Source organism: Cypionkella sp. (genome assembly GCF_028290025.1).
Classification (GTDB): Bacteria; Pseudomonadota; Alphaproteobacteria; order Rhodobacterales; family Rhodobacteraceae; genus Cypionkella.
The window spans coordinates 1-17,073 of record NZ_JAQGKQ010000065.1 but is presented as its reverse complement, the minus strand read 5'-3'; the positions used below and the strand labels follow the sequence as shown (position 1 = coordinate 17,073).

Below are 17,073 nucleotides of genomic sequence, written 5' to 3'. Positions count from 1 at the left end.
CGCACTCGACCCTAATCACACCCACGATTAAAGCCGCCGGGTTCACAGACCCGGCGGGCTTTATACTTTTCGCAGCGCCGTGGACAGACAGAGGATTCAGGCGCTACGGTGCATTAACCTTTGGAGGAATCATTTATGCGCCGTCTGCTTTTCACAGCTTCCATTTTTCTTGGGCTTGCCGCCTGCGGTGCGACACCGACCGCAACACAAGACCCGGCCTACTACACCTCTATGAGCACCAGTTCGCTTTGGGCGGCGCAAGCAAGTTCGCAGTCACCACAACAACTCGCCTTTGTTGAAGCCGAGTTGGGTGCGCGCGGTCAGACTGCCAGCGGTTCTGCATATCTCGGACAACGCACAGCAAGCGCGCTCGGCCGCAAACTCTACTCTCGCACAGGCGCAGCGGGCAGCACTGTCGCGGGTGGTGGCAAATCCTGTTCGGACTTTGGCAGTTCGGCGCAGGCACAGCGTTACTTCCTTGCCCTTGGCGGCCCTCTTTCTGACCCCTCAAACCTTGATGGCGACGGCGACGGTCTTGCGTGTGAGTGGGGAACTACGGTCGCGCGCGTCGCCAAAAGCCACAGGGTCAAGGCAACTGCATATCGCAGCTATTCGACACGCCGCTCATCTGGCGTCTGCCACACAGGCCCGAGAGGCGGCACCTACACAATTACTTCAAGCGGGAACAAGAACTATGATGGCTGCTGACAACTTCTAGCCTCGATCACACCCACGATTAAAGCCGCCCGGTTCGCGCCGTGGCGGCTTTTTTCATGTGTTCACGATGATGAAGAAAGGCCCGCATGTTACACACACCAGACTGTAACACATCGGCCCACCGAGGGTCCGCTAAGCACTTGATTTTACACAATAAAATGAGTTGGCTGGGGCGGGAGGGATCGAACCTCCGTATGTCGGTACCAAAAACCGATGCCTTACCGCTTGGCGACGCCCCAACTGCGGCGGTTATTAGCGAAGCCACCCGGGGGGTGCAAGGGGGTTTTCGCGAAAATCTTCATGTGGTTGTCACGCGCGGGTCTGGCGGCGTATGAGGGGGGATGGAACAGGTTGATGTGATCGTTTTAGGGGCCGGTGCTGCGGGGATGTTTGCGGCCATTGAGGCCGGGCGGCGTGGGCGGCGGGTGTTGGTTATTGATCACGCCAAGGCTGCGGGCGAGAAGATCAGAATCTCGGGCGGCGGGCGGTGTAATTTTACCAATCTCGGCATCGCGGCGGATCGGTTTATCTCAAAGAACCCACGGTTTGCTTTGTCGGCTTTGAAGCGGTTCACTCAATGGGATTTTATCGCGCGGATGGATGGCGCGGGGATCGCTTGGCATGAAAAGACGCTGGGGCAGCTGTTCTGTGACGGCTCGGCGAAGCAGGTGGTCGACATGCTGCTGGGTGATATGGGGCGGGCTGGGGTGGCGTTGTGGCTCGGCTGTGGCGTGACGGCCGTGCGGCGTAGCGGTGCGGGGTTTGAGGTTGATACCGCGCGGGGGATGGTGCGGGCGGCTTCGGTGGTGGTGGCTACTGGCGGTAAGTCGATCCCGAAGATGGGGGCGAGCGGGTTTGGCTATCAGGTCGCGGAAAGCTTCGGGCTGCCGTTGCTGGAAACGCGGCCTGGATTGGTGCCGCTGACCTTTGCGGCGCAAGAGTTGGAATGGATGGTGCCGCTGGCTGGGGTTGCCGTGCAGGGGCGGGTTTCGGCGGGTAAGGTCGGGTTTGCTGAGGCATTGTTGTTCACGCATCGCGGGCTTTCTGGACCTGCGGTGTTGCAGGCTTCAAGCTATTGGCGCGAGGGTGACGAGGTGCGGCTCGATCTGGCACCGGGGCGGGATGTGGTGGCGGAACTCGCGCAGGCCAAGCGGGACAGCGGCAAAGTGGCGCTTAGGACGGCGCTGGGGCGGATCGTGCCCGAGAAACTGGCGCGGCATATCGAGGCTAGCTTGGGCATCACGGCACCGCTGGCGGAACTGGGGCGGGGCGAGTTGGAGCGGGTCGCGGTGTTGGTCAAAGATTGGCGGCTGCGGCCTGTCGGTTCTGAGGGTTATCGGACGGCAGAGGTGACTTTGGGCGGGGTTGATACTGACGCTTTAGATGGCCGCACGATGATGGCGCGGTCGGTGCCGGGGTTGTTTTTTGTCGGCGAAGTGGTCGATGTGACGGGCTGGCTGGGTGGTTATAACTTCCAGTGGGCTTGGTCTTCGGGATGGGCTGCGGGGCAGGTGGCCTGAGGCTGTCCATGCGTGGACAATCATGCGCCTGTTTAATATCAGTGGGTTAACGGGGCATCGTTCACACTCTTTTAACACTTTGCCTAAAATCCATCTAAAATTGTCATCCCCTGTGCTCAGATATCCCGGGGGCGCGGGGGCTGGCACCCGCTGCTTTTGCACATCAAAACACCGTCTCAAACGTGTAGCGGATCAGCCTTGGCCAAGCGATCAAACGCCATCAGACTGGCTATCAGCGCCGCCATCTGATCGAGCGGTATCATGTTTGGCCCATCCGAGGGTGCTGTATCGGGGGCCTCGTGCGTCTCAATAAACACGCCCGCGATGCCCAATGAAACGGCCGCGCGAGCCATCACTGGCGCGAACTCGCGCTGACCACCGCTGGAGCCGCCCATACCGCCGGGTTGTTGCACTGCATGGGTCGCGTCCATTATCACCGGATAGCCGGTGCGCGCCAAAATAGGCAGGCTGCGCATATCGGTGACAAGGGTGTTGTAGCCAAAGCTGGCACCGCGCTCGGTCAATAAAATCCGCTCATTGCCGGTCGAGGCAACCTTCTCTGCGACATTGGCCATATCCCAAGGCGCGAGAAACTGGCCTTTTTTGATGTTGACCACTGCGCCGGTGCCGCCCGCCGCCAGCAACAGATCGGTTTGACGGCAAAGGAAAGCTGGGATTTGGATCACATCGACCACATGCGCCGCCTCACGGGCTTGTTCGATGTCATGGATGTCGGTCAGCACTGGAATGCCACTGGCGCGTATCGCCTCCAGCACTTTCAGCCCGGCAGCCATGCCCATGCCACGCTTGCCGCCAAGCGAAGTGCGGTTGGCTTTATCGTAGCTCGCTTTGAAGACATATTGCGCACCCACCGCGGCACAAGCCTGAGACATGACGCCCGCAATCATCTGAGCGTGGTCTAGGCTTTCCAACTGGCATGGCCCGGCAATGACCAACAAAGGCCGATCATTGCCAACGCACAAATCCCCGATGGCGACCTGCTTCATCCCGAGGTTACCTGCTCGTACAAGATCGCAATGGTCATCGAGATCATCAGATAGATGCCAAGCAAGATCATCATAACCACCAAAGTGCTTTCAAAGGCGCGTGGATAGGCGGCTTCATCGGCGACCACAGGATTGACCGATACCGACAGGTAGCGAGTTTGGCGATTGGCTTCGTTGCGCGAAAGCTCCATCGCTTGCACCGATTGCGACAGCAACAACTGCCGCATCGCGACATCAGCCTGAGCCACCAGCAATTCGGACTGCACCCGGGCGAGCGACAGCCCATTGGCATCATCCTCGGTCAGTTTGCGACGTAATTGGGAGATCTGGTCGTTCAGCGTGGCGATGCGGCGCTTTACCGGCTCCATCCTGGCCTGATTTGGGTTTTCATTGGCTTCCATTTGCGCCAGCGACAGTTTTTCAGTGGTCAGCTGGGTGTCGAGCTGGCCGATTTGGGTGGTGATCAAGCTGACCTCAACCTCAGACGAGAGCACTTTGTTTTTCTCTTGTAGATTGACCACGCGCTCGTTGGCAGCGGCCAGTTTGGCTTCGGCGTCGTCGTAGCTTTCGTGCGCGCCTTTCATCTGATCGCCGCGCACTTGCGAGGTCAGCTGGTCTGCACGCTCTTCGGCATAGCCGATCAGTGCCTTGGAATATTTCACCGCCATTTCGGGCTCGGGTGTGATCACCTCCATTTTGATCACGCCTTCCGTGGGATCATAAGAGATTTTCACGAACTTCTTGTAGGCTTTGTAGACGGCGGATTGCGAGGCATCCGCATCAAGCCGCTGCAACGGATCAAGATGTGCTGCCGAAAACTCTTTCCGAAAGCCGATATCTTCATCCAGCCGTATCATTGCGTCTTGGCTTTGCAGATAGCCTTGCACCGTGATCGAGTCTTGCGAAGTGGCCATTGCCGAGCCCTTCATCAGCGAGCTGAGACCGGATGGTGCGGCATCATTCTGCTGGATGACGAACTCGCTGTGCGAGGAGTACATCGGCGTGGCGATGGTGTAATAATAAAGTCCAGCCAGCAGCGTCGGCAGGCCCACGAAAATGAACAAGCGGGCGGCGAGCAGAATGGATTTCTTCCGCCTGCGCGCCACGATGTCGCGCTGGATGTTGCTGACTTCGGCAAGATGCGCCCGTTCCAGTTGATCTTCGCTGGACGGCAGTTGAATTGGCTTGACGGTTTGCGGCAGTTGCACACCATCGCCGCCCGGCGTAAGCGCCAGCGCCCGCGAACCCGGCACCAGCGGCGGGCCGCCCGCAGACGAGACCAGTTCCAGCACCGCATTGGCTTGAAATGGGTCAATTCCGGCATTGCGCAGCAAGCGCACCGCGTCAAAATCCGAGGTCGCGGGCAGGCCATGCTTTTGCGCCAAACGACGCGCCATGCGCAATTGGCGGCCCGTCAGCCCTTCTTGCCGGATGGCATCTATATGCGCAGGTGCGTCTTGGATTGGGGTTTCGGTCGGAATTGCGGTCTGGGCGGTGGGGAATGTCATGCCGGCAAAGCCGTCATCATCCTCGGTCGGGAAGAAAGCGTCGTCACCGATAACTGGTTGTCCGTTCGGCTTCGCAGTTTTGGCGGCGCTATTGGTCGCAGTGGCACCGGTGATCGGGCCAATTCCCGCGTTCGGGCCAATTCCTGCATTCGGGCCAATTCCTGCATTCGGGCCGGGACTCGGGCGCGTTGAGGGGCCAGTGCTTGGGTCGGCTGACGCGCGCATGATCGTGCCGCTGCCATTGCTGGTGCCAGTGATCGTGCCAGCGCTGGCGCCCGGTAGCGGAGTGGGGGCCGCGATCAGATCGGGGCGGCGGGTGCGGAACCGTTGAACCTTAAGTTTGATAGTCATAAAGCCGCTTCGCCTCTTCCAGAGTTTCAAACATATACAACTGACCATTACGCAACACCGCGGCCGAGCGGCAGAATTTCTCTAGCGTGGCAGCTTGGTGTGACACCACCACCACGGTGGCATTTTTTAACCGTTGTCGCAGCACTTGGCCGGCTTTGCGGTTGAAATCAACATCGGTGGACGCCGGCATGCCTTCGTCGATCAAGTAGATATCAAACTCCAACGCCAGCATAAGCGCAAAGGAAAACCGCGATTTCATACCCGAAGAATAGGTGCCGACTGGCATGTCGAAATATTCGTTGATGCCCGCAAGCCAGCGGCAAAAGCTTTCGACATAATCGGGATCAAGGCCGTATAGCCGCGCGATGAAGCGGGCGTTTTCGGTGGCGGTGTGTTTGCCAAGAATACCGCCCATAAACCCCAGCGGAAACGATATCCGCGAAGTGCGCAGAACCTTACCCTCATCCGGTTTTTCAAGCCCCGCCATCATGTTGATGATGGTGGTCTTGCCGGTGCCGTTTTTGGCGAGGATGCCCAGGGAATTGCCGACTTCAACACTAAACGAGGCGCGGTCAAGGATCACCTTGCGCGACTTACCTGTCCAGAAGGACTTGCTGACATTTTCAAACGCGATCATGGCTGCCCCGGTCGGGTCTGCCTCCTGCTATGCACTACATTAACAGCCGGTTGTCAGAGCCAAGCTGGCACCCATGTCCGACTTTACCGCGGAGTGTTAGCGCCCGGTTCGCGCCGCCTACAAGGCCCAAATCGAAGCCTAAACAAGATTTGGGGCATCATTATGTCGTATCCGGCGACAATGCTGCGGTATGGCGGGGGTGGACGCGGTTTTAAGGTTATTTCACAGGCTTGTGATGGGGCGTGGCGTTTGCGGCGCGATGTGGTGGTTGGCTGCGATTCTGTGAAAGTTTAGCGACCGGTCACGCGGCCGAGGCTAAGCGCGCAAGCTCCGGCCAGAAGCGATAAAGCGAGGCCAAGGCGGGCGGCTTCGGCCATGCCGCCACCGGGCAGGGCTGTGTCCAGAGCCAGCACCGGAACGGTGAAGCCCACGCCGAGCAGCAGGGCAATCAGCACCAGATCGCGCGGGTGGACGCCTTTTGGCAGCTGCAATCCGGTGATTTTTGCCGCAAGCCCGCAACCCAACAGGAAACCCATGGGTTTGCCGATCCAGAAAGCCGCCAGAAGTGTCAGGGTGGTGGGGGCAAAGGCTAACAGGTCGATGCCGCCTTGGGTCAGACCGAACAAGAACAGCACCAGCGCCAATGGGCGGGCCAGAAGATGTGCGAGACGGTTCAGCGGGTCATGCAGAAAATTCTCCGCCTCGGCAAAGAACCCGAAAGAGCGATCGGCGTGCGGGATGGCGGGGATTACTGGCAGCAGGCCCAGTGCGGGCGGCAGGCCAGCGGCGGCGATACCGATGTAAGAGATCGCTCCGGCAACGATGTACGGCCACAGCATCAGCCCACGACGCCGGGCAGCCTCAGACGCGTTCAGGCGCTGGCGGCGACCGTAGAACGCCCAAACCCCGACGCTGGCGATCAGCGGCAGCGCAAGCCAGCCAAGCCGGAACAATCCGCCGCTGGGGTAGGACAGGCCCAACACCAGCAGCCCAAGAAAATCGCAGGCAATGGTGACAAGCAGCAGCACATGCAGCGCAGGATGGCCCGCGCCAAACACCCGGCGACCCAGAACGTAACCCAGCACAACGTCTGAGCCGAGCGGCACTTGCCAGCCTACGGCGAAGCTCGCTTCCTCGGCAGTCTCTATCAGCGCGCCGACAGTGATCCACACCAATGCGGCCCCCAAAGTCGCCCCGATCACGCCGCCGAGTGGCACCAAGGATTGCGGCCCGGACAGCGCGCCACGCTCCAGGATCAGCGCCTCCCACAATTCCTTGCCGACAAAGAACATGAATAGCGCCATCAAGCCGTGCGAAGTGATGGAAGCAGGCGTCAGCGCCGGGCTTTGCACGCCCCATTGCGTCAAGGCTTCGGGCAGGAAAGAAGGCGCATGCAGATCAGCCAGCCGCCATTCGATAAAATCGTAATAGCCTGAAGGGTTTAGATTGACCCACAACGTCGCAGCCAGAATGCCGAGACACAAAGCAAGCGCGAAATGGCGCACAAACGGCGAGACACGATACATAACGATATCCGGGACGGGGAGGTGTTGCGGTCTCAATATCTTGCAGGTCGGTCGCTCACAACGGACGTTTGGCAGAACTTGCCGACTGTGGCAGGATAGTTGCGGCGCAGGTTGGTTTTGGGCCGGGATTGTTGTCGCAGGATGGTTGCGGGCAGGCGTTATGATCGAATATGCAGCAGGTTGGCTGGGACAACGCCGCCAAAATCGGAGGATGCGATGAGCGATCTGGATCAGGCTTACGCGGCCATGCAGGCGGGGGATGAAGCTGCGGGCCTGCGGTTTTATCGGCTGCTGGCGGATGCGACGTTGTTCCTGCTGTTGGAGCGTGAGGCTGAAGGTGAGCGGGTGGACCCTCGGGTGTTCGATCTGCCCGATGGCCCGGTATTGCTGGCCTACGATTCCGAGGAGCGTTTGGCGGTGATGGGCGACGGGGCGACTGGCGCGGGGCTGCCCTACGCGGCTTTGCCGGGGCGGCTGATTGCGCAGCAGATGTTGGGGCAGGGGCTGTCTTTAGGGTTAAACTTCGGCTCGGGGGCGGCGTCGGAAACCCTGCTGCCGCCGGAAGCGTTGCGCTGGCTGTGTGAGATGCTCGATGCGGTGCCTGCCGAAATTGAGGCAACGCCTGCGCAATTTTATGCGCCCAAGGGTCTGCCCGAGGCGTTAAGCGATGCGCTAACCTTTACCTTGAGCGGGGCGGCAGGGCTGGCGCGGGCGGCTTTGCTGGCGGGAGTGCGTTACAGTGACGGGCGGCTCGGGCATATGCTCGCGGTGATTGATGCGCAGCCGGGAGCGGAGCAGGCTTTGGCGCGGGCACTGGGCGAGGCGCTGGTGTTCTCGGGGCTTGAGGCCGGGGAGTTGGATGTGACATTTTTGGGCTCGGCTGACGCGGCGGTGGTGGAATTGGCGCGGGTAGCTGTGGTGTTTGAGGTGCCTGACTTGGTTGTTGAGGCGCAGGCAGAGCGGGCAGCGCCGGGGATGGATGGCAAGCCGCCGCGTTTGCGGTGAAGGCTGGGGGTTTCACACCCCCCATGCCATTGGTCTCTTGAACCAGTGGCGATACCAATGGCAAACCCCGTGGGATATTTGGGCCAATGCTAAAGCAATTTTTAGTCAAATTGTTTGTAGTCATACTGGGGTATTATAATACCGCATTTTTCAAGCCGTTGTATATGCTCATTATTATGTTCGATCACGCGCTTGACGCTGCAATGCAACTGGGCGATAAGCCGTCATCCGAAATGCGAGAGGTGACTCTCGCCCTCTCTCTTATGGGTTCAAGATGAAAACCTTCTCCGCTACGCCTGCGGACATTGACAAGAAATGGGTTCTGATCGACGCCGAAGGCATCGTTCTGGGCCGTCTTGCGACGATCGTGGCTTCTATCCTGCGCGGCAAAAACAAGCCGACCTTCACCCCCCATATGGACATGGGTGATAATGTTATCGTCATCAACGCTGATAAAATTCAGATGACCGGTAACAAGCGCAACGACAAAATCTACTACTGGCACACCGGCCACCCGGGCGGCATCAAGCAGCGCACCGCCAAGCAAGTCTTGGAAGGTGCTCACCCCGAGCGCGTCGTGATCAAAGCTGTAGAGCGTATGATCACCCGCAACCGTCTGGGCCGCGTTCAGATGACCAACCTGCGCGTTTACGCGTCGGCTGAGCATCCGCATGAGGCGCAACAGCCCACCGTTCTGGACCTCGCGGCCATGAACCCGAAAAACACGCGGAGCGCGTAATCATGTCCGAAATCAAATCTCTCGACGATCTGAAATCGGCAGTTGGCGCTGCTGCTCCGGCAGCACCCGCTGCTATCGTGCGCGTCGCTGTGCGTGACAAGCTGGGCCGCGCTTATGCAACCGGCAAGCGCAAAAACGCAGTTGCGCGCGTCTGGATCAAACCAGGCTCGGGCAAAGTGACCGTGAACGGCAAAGAGATGGCGGTTTATTTCGCGCGTCCCGTGCTGCAAATGATCCTGCGTCAGCCGTTCACCGTGGCTGGCGTTGAAGGCCAGTTCGACGTGATGGCAACGGTTGCTGGCGGTGGGCTTTCGGGCCAAGCTGGCGCTGTTAAACATGGCGTTTCGAAAGCTTTGCAGCTTTATGAACCCGCTCTGCGTGGCGCGTTGAAAGCCGCTGGCTTCCTGACTCGCGACAGCCGTGTGGTTGAGCGTAAGAAATACGGCAAGGCGAAAGCCCGTAAGTCGTTCCAGTTCTCGAAGCGTTAAGCTTTACAGTCTTGGATTATGCAAAAGGCCCGTGGTGTTCCACGGGCCTTTTGTTTTGGGTTGATGAGGCTTTTTCCAGCAATGTAGCTGCGGGCGTTTTGTTTTACCGCGACGGGCAGGGTGGGCATAAAAAAACGGGCCGGTTTGAACCGACCCGAGGTTGGGGAACAGGGAGAATAAGGTCAGGCGCGCCAGAACGGCTTTTCAGCCTCTAGGTTGGCGTGGCTTTCGGAAAGCCCAATGTCGCGCAGCATGTGTTTCGGCATCTGTGCCAACTGCTTTCGGGTGCGATAACGCAGCTCCCATGCCGCGACGGTCAGCGCCAACGAGACTGCAACGCGCGAAATTGGCGGCAAGGCTTGGGCATTCAGAGCGAGGGCTTGGTTATACGACATTTGCTTCATCCGATTGTATTGATACAAGATGCAGTTGCCTGCTATGATTGATACAATGCCATTGGGCGAATCGCCAGAGGAACATTGTTATGAGTACAATCTGGATGCCAGATCTCGCTGGTGACGAAGGGCCGAAGTATTTGTCGCTAGCCCGAGCGTTGCGAGAAGCGATCCGCACCGCGATCCTGCCGCAAGGCACACAATTACCCACCGTGCGCGATCTGGCCTATCGGCTGTCGGTGACGCCGGGCACGGTCAGCCGGGCGTATCAGATTGCGACGCAGGAAGGTTTGCTAGAGGCGACGGTGGGGCGTGGCACTTTCGTGGCAGCGCGCAAGCCTAGGCTCGGGCCAACGCAGCCGTTGTTTGTGGAGCGTGATCCGGGGGTGGATGAGGGTCGGGTTGATCTGCGCTCACCGCAACTTCCCGACGTTGGGCAGACCGAGATTTTTAGCACTATCATGCGGAAAATGTCCGTGAGCATCGACGCGCAATGGCTTGATTATACAACACAACACGCCGAAGCGCCGTTGCGGCAGGCGGTGGTGAATTGGCTTTCCAACCGTGTGCTGGGGCCGATCAGCGAAGACGATGTGATGCTGACGCACGGCGGGCAAAGCGGCATCGGTCTGATCCTTGATTGCTGCCTGCGCGGCGACCGTCCGGTGGTTTTGATCGAGGATTTGGCCTATCCGGGGTTTCGTTATGCAGCGCGAGCGGCGCGGGCTGAGGTGATCGGGATTGAGCTCGACGATGAGGGTATCCGGCCGGATGCGTTAGAGGCCGCCTGTAAACGCTATGGCGCGCAGGTGTTGTGTCTCACCCCCAGTGCGCAGAACCCTACGACAGCGCGGATGGGCCCAGAGAGACAATCGCAGATTGTATCCATCGCACGGCGTTATGATCTGCAAATCATCGAGGATGAGTGTTATCTTTATTCCGGCGCCCCTGATCCGGCTCTGCGGGCTTTGGCACCGGAACGGGTTTGGTATGCGGGCAGTTTGTCGAAATCGGTGTCGGCGGCGCTGCGGTTTGGCTATGTGATTTGCCCGGTCGGGATGGGTCCGACCGGACGATTGGCGGCGCAACATGCGTTCTTTGCGCTATCAAAGCCACTGTCGTGCTTTGCGCTGGAATTGTTCAATTCAGGTGCGGCGGATACCATTCGCGCGTCGGTTGAAACCGAGTTTTCCTGTCGTTTACAGATGGTTATCAACCGTTTAGGTGCGTTTGATCTGTCATGGCAGAAAGGCATTCCCTTCGCTTGGCTGCGGCTGCCGCAGGGTTGGCGGGCCTATACGTTCACTCGCATGGCGGAAGAACAGGGCGTGTTGCTGCGCGCTGCCGATCAATATGCGATGAGCAATGGCCGTGCGCCAAACGCGGTGCGCTTGGCAATCGCGGGCGGTATCCCGCGTCAACAACTCGACGCGGGGTTGGCTGCGATGGGCTATATGCTGCCACGACCGCCCAGCGATATGGCGGTATAATTGTGTGACTTTCCGGACTCGGATGCCACACAATCTCTGTTACGGTGATTGACCGAAAGCCGCTTCAGAGCGCAAATTCAAGCCCGAGCAGCAGATAAACATAAAAGAAAGGCCCGCCAATGGGACTTCAAACCACATTTCACGCGCCCGGCAGTGGTGCGGATTTTCTAGGTATGCGCAAATCACGCGCCGGATCGACCGAGATTGTCTATGATGATGGCGGCAAACAACGCTTGGTCTGGCGGGTGTCGGACGGCGCAGGCGATCAGGTGATCGCGGATGTTTTGCAAGCAGCCGTCGGTGCGCAAAAGGTGCTGGCTTGTCTCCATGCAGAGCTTAAAAAGCGGGCGATCCATATCGAACGCATTTAAAAATCGCCTGTTTCGCTTGCGTCAAACCCGCTGCACGGCAATGATCAGTTAACGCTTGCGCGGTCTCATGGCTTGCGCTTAATTTGATCAAAATACGCGAAAAGTGCCCGCCAAGGCGCAACAGGGGGACGGGATGCATTCCAAGCCAAAGGTGCGCTTCAGAGGATCCGAGGCGGCCAACGGGCTGCTAATGATCAGCCCTACCGCGATTTATGCGATTTTGCTGCTGGCAGCGCCGCTGGCGATGATCTTCGCTTACAGCTTTATGACCGATGGTTATCTGAAGATTATCCCGCAGTTTCAACTGTGTAACTACTTTGGAGAGTGTCATTCCTATAAAGACGTCAACGGTGTGATGACCGAGGCGCAGACCTACAAGGGCGTTTGGTCGGACCCGTTGGCGATGACGCTGATGTTCCGATCCCTAATGATCTCGATGATTGTGACGGCGGTGACGGTGCTGCTGGCTTTTCCGGTGGCGTATTATGTCAGCTTTTATGTCGCCCCGTCGAAGAAGTCGCTGTGGCTGTTTTTGATAACCATTCCGTTTTGGACCAGCTATTTGATCCGGGTGTTTTTGTGGAAAGTGATTTTGGGCACCGGCGGGCCGATCAACTTCGCTTTGCTAGAGATTGGCTTGATCCAAGAGCCGATTACATGGCTGCTGTATAACGTCAATTCGGTGGTGATCACGCTGGCGCACGCCTATGCGCCGTTTGCGATTCTGCCGATTTTCGTCTCGCTAGAGAAAATTGATCGCTCTTTCCTAGAGGCTGGCCGTGATCTGGGCGAAAGTCCGTTTATGACGTTCTGGCGGGTGACGCTGCCACTGGCGATGCCGGGGGTGATTTCCTCGGTGCTGATCGTGTTCATCCCGACCATCGGCGACTATGTAACGCCGAGTTTGGTGGGCGGGCCAGAGGGCAAGATGGTCGCCAATCTGGTGGAGCTTAACTACAAGAAACTGGACAATTACCCGCTCGGGTCGGCGCTTGCGGTGTCTTCAATGGCGCTGGTGATGGCGGTTAGCCTATTGTTCTTGTTTATGAACCGACGATTCTTGCGGGGGAATAAGCGATGAAGGGCGGCTGGTTTCGCGGCTATACGATCTTCTACCTGATCTTCCTTTACGCGCCGATTGTGCTGCTGCCGATCTTTGCGTTTAACAACGCCACCACGATTGCCTTCCCGCTGAACGGTTTCACCACGTCGTGGTTTGGCAAGCTGTGGGAAGATCCGGCCTTGCATAAGGCGCTGACAAATTCGCTGATTATCGGCTGTAGTGCTGCTGTGATCTCAACCCTGCTGGGGATTTTCGCCTCGCGCGCATCTAGCCGCTACGCGTTCCCGTTCAAGACACCGCTGATGGGGCTGATCCTGCTGCCGTTGGTTATGCCGGACATCATTCTGGCAGTGGCGCTGCTGACGGTTTTGCTGGGGATCGGTATGCCGCTGAGCCTGTTTACGGTGATATTAGGGCACGTTCTGGTCTGCACGCCGTTCTCGATTGCAATTCTGTCCACGGCATTCCAGTCGTTAGATCAATCCCTGGAGGAGGCCGCCTATGACTTGGGCGAAAGCCCGGTGTCGGCATTCCGTCTGGTGATCCTGCCGCTGGTTTTGCCGGGGATAATCTCAAGCCTGCTGATCACCTTCACCATCAGCCTTGACGAATTCATCATGGCGTTCTTTTTGGCGGGCAACGAAAACACCCTGCCGGTCTATATTTTCGGCCAGTTCCGCTTTCCGCAAAACGTGCCGGTCATTCTGGCTTTGGGGACGATTCTGGTCTGTCTGTCCATCGCCTTGCTTGCAACCGCAGAATATTTCCGCCGCCGTGGCATCGCCAAAACCGGCGGTAAGGATACTGGAGGATTTGTCTAAACGATCAAAGTCGCCTTATTTTCGGCTGTTTTGAAAAGAAAATATTGAGTTAAATCAATTGATTAAATAGAAAACGACCAGCAAGCCTTTAATTTCATTTGACAACTTTTTCGAGAGACTTCATGGAACATCCACGGTTCCAGATGAGGGGTTTTCTTATGAATGCTGCAACGCGGCGTAACTTCCATGCACTCAAAGCAAAAGACGTCGAAAAGGCTATGAAGGGCCAGTTGCCGGATGGTCGGCATGGTGACGGCCAAGGGTTGTCGTTACAGGTACGCAACAATGGTGGCGCTGCATCATTTGTGTTTGTGACTAATCCGCCCCTACCAGCCAAACAGCGGCAGTACTCTATCGGGTCTGTGATGGTGTTGGCGCGTGGCTGCGGTGATCCAGACGTTTACACGCAAGCCGCATACGCACTGAAAATGGCACGGGCTGCGGCTGCAAAGATGCGCGAGAACATCGCGAACGGGATGCCAGCTAGGAAAGCAAAAGCCGTGGCACGAACTGTCGTCACGTTGCAAAATATCGTGGATTACTACTGCGAACAAAAGAGTGTGCCTTACTCGAAAATTCAGAAATATGTTGAGCCGTATCGAGCAATCGTGAAAGCCAATGTTGATGGTGTGTTCAATCGAGATATGAGCCTTCAATACCGCGATAAGCTGCTGAAAACCCTGAAGCCCGTAACCGTCAAAACCAACCTCAAAATGTTGTCGGCCATGTTTTCATTGTACATTATCGACAAAGAAAGCGACATGCGAAACCCATTCCTGAAGGTATCCGTGCAGGATGCTGAAAGCGAAATGGGCAGACGTGATCCAATGCCTATCGAAACCATCAAAGCAGTGCGGGCGAATCTTAAGGGCGACTATCAAACGATCTGGAATTTGTTGACGCTATCGGGCGCAAGGTTAGGTGAAATAGTAGGGATCAAGTCAGCCGATGTTCTGGATAACGGATTTTTGAGGATCGAAAGCAACGATAAGCGGACACTCAAAAATGCAAGTTCACGGCGTATCATCCCAACTTTGATAGACCTGCCCAAGCGTGAGTCTGAATACTATTTTGAACAAACCGTTAACGCTGCAACTGCCCAACTCAGCAAAGTTATCCGCACTGTAACGCCCGATACCAAGATAACCACTCACAGCTTACGGCATAGCGTCACTGATAAGTTGCGCGAGGGGAATGTTCAAACTGAACAACAAGACATGTATCTTGGACATGCACCAAACTCGATTGCAGCGAAAACTTATGGTGGTTTGGAGTCGAGGGCCAAGGTGCTTGCCCAAAATATTAACCCGGTTATGAAAGCGTATGCGAGTGTTTGCGGGATTGAATTTGCGGGCGATCAAGAGATACTTCAAAAGTCTTTCGATACATGGTCTGAAAAGACTTTTGAAGATTCATCAAAATCAGATGATGGAAAGGATTGACTAACATGGAAATGCGTCCATATCTGTTTCAGTCGATTCGCAAACCCGAAGGATTAGTGCAAATGGTTGACATTACCAAAGACCAACTTTTGAAGTTGTCACTTGCCGAACTTGACGCGCTGTCAAATTTGGTTGCGGAAACTCGGAAAGAGCGGGCGATTGCGCTTAAACAGGATGTGAAAAGCCGCATTGAAGCGATGGTTCGCGAAGCCGGAGTCTCCATTGGAGAACTGTTTGCAGGCTTTGGGGCAAGCGATGATAAGCCCAAAGGCAAGCGGACTTATACTAAATCTGATGGAACAAAGGTTGCCAAAGCCAAGGGTGAACCAGTGTTTCGTCACCCGGAGAATCCTTCGCTAACGTACTCGGGCAAGGGCAGGCGTCCTGCTTGGTTTGCCGATCACATTGCAAACGGCGGAAGTGAAGCCGATCTGCGTATCAACAAAGCTGCTTAACGACTGAAAAATGCCCCTACCAATTGTTTGGCGGGGGCATTTTCGTTTGTCATGCTGCGAGTTTCCGCCATGCAGTTGGCGTATAATTTGCATTAGCTGACGTTTCGATACATTTGCATCCAGCTTCATCCATAGTGATTGAAACAGCATATTTTCCAGATTTTCCATAATTGCGCACAGTGACTTCTATGTGCTTATTGAAATCCGCTTTCTTGATGCCATGTTTCTTGCAATAGTCTTTTACGAATACGGCGGCATTTGATCGAATGAATTTGATCGAAACTTTGCTACCCAAAACGATTGAAACTTTGAATAGATTTTCAATCCAATCGTCTGCATAGCTTTCATCAACAACGGGTGATTGTTTCAGGTGCTTATCCACTTTCGATTGTTTAGCCTTAGTTGTTGGCGTCCAATCAAGCGTGAGATAATCGTTAGCAAGAATTTGATGGCACTTAATCAGATAATCGTGAGGGTGAATATCGGGGTTTTGATTGTCTACACCGTATCGTTCAATCGTCGCTGCATATTGAATGTCGGAATTTAAGTTCTGACAAAGACAATCCCAATCGGTCAATTCAACTGCACATTCAGCGTTTACCAAACAGCCGGATAAATCGTATTGATTGATCCTATAATTATAATTTGCCGGATTTCTGTCGAGGTCGTCCTTCACCATGAATGACGGGACATGAATGTTGTCAGGGTTTTCCGTAATATTATATATTGGCCGAATGCCCCTGATCAGATGAGACTCGATTGCCAATGCAGTCTTATCGCCTTTGTCCGTGCGTTGTATAGTGCAGACGTCCCAATCTTCATACCAAAGCGTGTGTGCATAATGCGACGTCATCCGGTTTGCGGGTGAAGTAGTGAAGCCAATATAAATCGGTTTAGCAGAGTCATTTTTGTAATACATGTAAATGAAATTCGACATATCAAAATCCTTTCGTAAGTCCAAATTCTTTAACCAATCAAGCGGCTAAGTTAAATTCTGGCAAATATTCGTGCGGCACAAACGCACCCGCTTCGACTGCTTTGTTAAAAATAAAGTATGACCTTGATGGATTAATTCTTAGCTTCAAGGTTGCAAACTCAATGATCCGGGCTTGGTCGATGGATTTGCCAGAAAAGCGTTGAAACAAATCTTTGGCCTGTTCAACGAAATCAGCAATATCATTTTCGCCCAACACCGGGATTGGTGGAGTATGGCGTGGCTTACGGGCGATTGCAGGCGTCACTACAGGCGCTACAGGCGTCACTACCTGCGGCATGATTGGGATCACGGCGGGGATTGCTTGGCCGATGGCTTTGGAGACGGGTTGCGGGCCATAGGGCAAAGACAAATCCGACTGTGATAGCAGATTATTCTCATCGAAAATAACCGTTTCCAACTCGGCCCTAGTTGTTGCGGTGTAGAAAAGCCGTTGATCAACTTCGGCGTCAAGGATGAAAGCAACTCGATTCCACTGTCCACCTTGTGCTGCATGAACGGTTACACAGTAGGCTAACTCAAAAGGAATAGCTTCGTTCTTATT

Annotated in this window: 18 protein-coding genes and 1 tRNA gene; 11 read left to right on the top strand and 8 right to left on the bottom strand. The window is 55.8% G+C overall.

Annotated elements, in window-relative coordinates; translation table 11 throughout:
* Window positions 1–135: 135 nt before the first annotated feature.
* On the top strand, window positions 136–708 hold the full coding sequence (locus tag JWS10_RS10690; RefSeq protein WP_299507193.1) for an excalibur calcium-binding domain-containing protein: 573 nt from the start codon (window positions 136–138) through the stop codon (window positions 706–708).
* A 173-nt stretch (window positions 709–881) separates the two neighbouring features.
* Here the strand turns inward: JWS10_RS10690 and JWS10_RS10685 are convergent.
* Window positions 882–956, bottom strand: a tRNA-Gln gene (locus tag JWS10_RS10685).
* Window positions 957–1,058: 102 nt separating this feature from the next.
* Between JWS10_RS10685 and JWS10_RS10680 the strand changes: the two genes are divergently transcribed.
* Entirely contained in the window at window positions 1,059–2,237 is a 1,179-nt protein-coding gene (locus JWS10_RS10680; RefSeq protein ID WP_299507191.1) for an NAD(P)/FAD-dependent oxidoreductase, read from the top strand.
* Window positions 2,238–2,413: 176 nt separating this feature from the next.
* Here JWS10_RS10680 and kdsA read toward each other — a convergent pair whose 3' ends face one another.
* From kdsA to JWS10_RS10660, 4 genes are all read right to left on the bottom strand, one after another.
* Window positions 2,414–3,244 (bottom strand): 3-deoxy-8-phosphooctulonate synthase, encoded by an 831-nt coding sequence (kdsA, locus tag JWS10_RS10675; RefSeq protein WP_299507188.1) that lies wholly within the window; start codon window positions 3,242–3,244, stop codon window positions 2,414–2,416.
* Entirely contained in the window at window positions 3,241–5,103 is a 1,863-nt protein-coding gene (locus JWS10_RS10670; RefSeq protein ID WP_299507186.1) for a capsule biosynthesis protein, read from the bottom strand. Before JWS10_RS10670 ends, kdsA begins: the two co-directional genes overlap by 4 nt.
* The gene (locus JWS10_RS10665) at window positions 5,087–5,740 is read right to left on the bottom strand and encodes an ATP-binding cassette domain-containing protein (RefSeq protein WP_299480430.1); all 654 of its coding nucleotides are present in this window, start codon (window positions 5,738–5,740) and stop codon (window positions 5,087–5,089) included. The genes JWS10_RS10670 and JWS10_RS10665 overlap by 17 nt, the downstream gene beginning before the upstream one ends.
* 290 nt (window positions 5,741–6,030) lie before the next feature.
* Window positions 6,031–7,266, bottom strand: a complete 1,236-nt coding sequence (locus JWS10_RS10660) for a Na+/H+ antiporter NhaA (protein WP_299507183.1) — start codon at window positions 7,264–7,266, stop codon at window positions 6,031–6,033.
* A gap of 216 nt (window positions 7,267–7,482) precedes the next feature.
* On the opposite strand from JWS10_RS10660, the gene JWS10_RS10655 reads away from it, so the two are divergent.
* The 3 genes from JWS10_RS10655 (at window position 7,483) to rpsI (ending at window position 9,498) form a co-directional block, all read left to right on the top strand.
* The gene (locus JWS10_RS10655) at window positions 7,483–8,271 is read left to right on the top strand and encodes an SseB family protein (RefSeq protein ID WP_299507180.1); all 789 of its coding nucleotides are present in this window, start codon (window positions 7,483–7,485) and stop codon (window positions 8,269–8,271) included.
* 274 nt (window positions 8,272–8,545) lie between these two features.
* On the top strand, window positions 8,546–9,010 hold the full coding sequence (gene rplM / locus JWS10_RS10650) for a 50S ribosomal protein L13 (RefSeq protein WP_299480421.1): 465 nt from the start codon (window positions 8,546–8,548) through the stop codon (window positions 9,008–9,010).
* A gap of 2 nt (window positions 9,011–9,012) precedes the next feature.
* Window positions 9,013–9,498 (top strand): 30S ribosomal protein S9, encoded by a 486-nt coding sequence (gene rpsI, locus JWS10_RS10645; RefSeq protein ID WP_284323376.1) that lies wholly within the window; start codon window positions 9,013–9,015, stop codon window positions 9,496–9,498.
* Between the two features lie 182 nt (window positions 9,499–9,680).
* On the opposite strand, the gene JWS10_RS10640 is transcribed toward rpsI, so the two are convergent.
* A complete protein-coding gene (locus tag JWS10_RS10640; RefSeq protein WP_299480413.1) occupies window positions 9,681–9,893 on the bottom strand; it encodes a DUF1127 domain-containing protein in 213 nt (70 codons plus the stop codon).
* An 89-nt stretch (window positions 9,894–9,982) separates the two neighbouring features.
* On the opposite strand from JWS10_RS10640, the gene JWS10_RS10635 reads away from it, so the two are divergent.
* From JWS10_RS10635 to JWS10_RS10610, 6 genes are all read left to right on the top strand, one after another.
* A complete protein-coding gene (locus tag JWS10_RS10635) occupies window positions 9,983–11,383 on the top strand; it encodes a PLP-dependent aminotransferase family protein (protein WP_299507177.1) in 1,401 nt (466 codons plus the stop codon).
* A 119-nt stretch (window positions 11,384–11,502) separates the two neighbouring features.
* Entirely contained in the window at window positions 11,503–11,754 is a 252-nt protein-coding gene (locus JWS10_RS10630; RefSeq protein ID WP_299507174.1) for a hypothetical protein, read from the top strand.
* Window positions 11,755–11,887: 133 nt separating this feature from the next.
* Window positions 11,888–12,835: an ABC transporter permease gene (locus JWS10_RS10625; protein WP_299507171.1), complete on the top strand. Its 948-nt coding sequence runs from the start codon at window positions 11,888–11,890 to the stop codon at window positions 12,833–12,835.
* Window positions 12,832–13,638: an ABC transporter permease gene (locus tag JWS10_RS10620; RefSeq protein ID WP_299507168.1), complete on the top strand. Its 807-nt coding sequence runs from the start codon at window positions 12,832–12,834 to the stop codon at window positions 13,636–13,638. The genes JWS10_RS10625 and JWS10_RS10620 overlap by 4 nt, the downstream gene beginning before the upstream one ends.
* A 158-nt stretch (window positions 13,639–13,796) precedes the next feature.
* On the top strand, window positions 13,797–15,080 hold the full coding sequence (locus JWS10_RS10615; RefSeq protein WP_299507165.1) for an integrase arm-type DNA-binding domain-containing protein: 1,284 nt from the start codon (window positions 13,797–13,799) through the stop codon (window positions 15,078–15,080).
* 5 nt (window positions 15,081–15,085) lie between these two features.
* Window positions 15,086–15,535 carry an H-NS histone family protein gene (locus JWS10_RS10610; RefSeq protein WP_299507161.1) on the top strand — a complete coding sequence of 150 codons (450 nt, stop codon included), beginning with the start codon at window positions 15,086–15,088 and terminating at the stop codon, window positions 15,533–15,535.
* Between the two features lie 49 nt (window positions 15,536–15,584).
* On the opposite strand, the gene JWS10_RS10605 is transcribed toward JWS10_RS10610, so the two are convergent.
* Window positions 15,585–16,472: a GIY-YIG nuclease family protein gene (locus tag JWS10_RS10605; RefSeq protein ID WP_299507158.1), complete on the bottom strand. Its 888-nt coding sequence runs from the start codon at window positions 16,470–16,472 to the stop codon at window positions 15,585–15,587.
* A gap of 37 nt (window positions 16,473–16,509) precedes the next feature.
* On the bottom strand, window positions 16,510–17,073 hold a 564-nt coding region (locus JWS10_RS10600; protein ID WP_299507155.1), incomplete at its 5' end, for a helicase C-terminal domain-containing protein.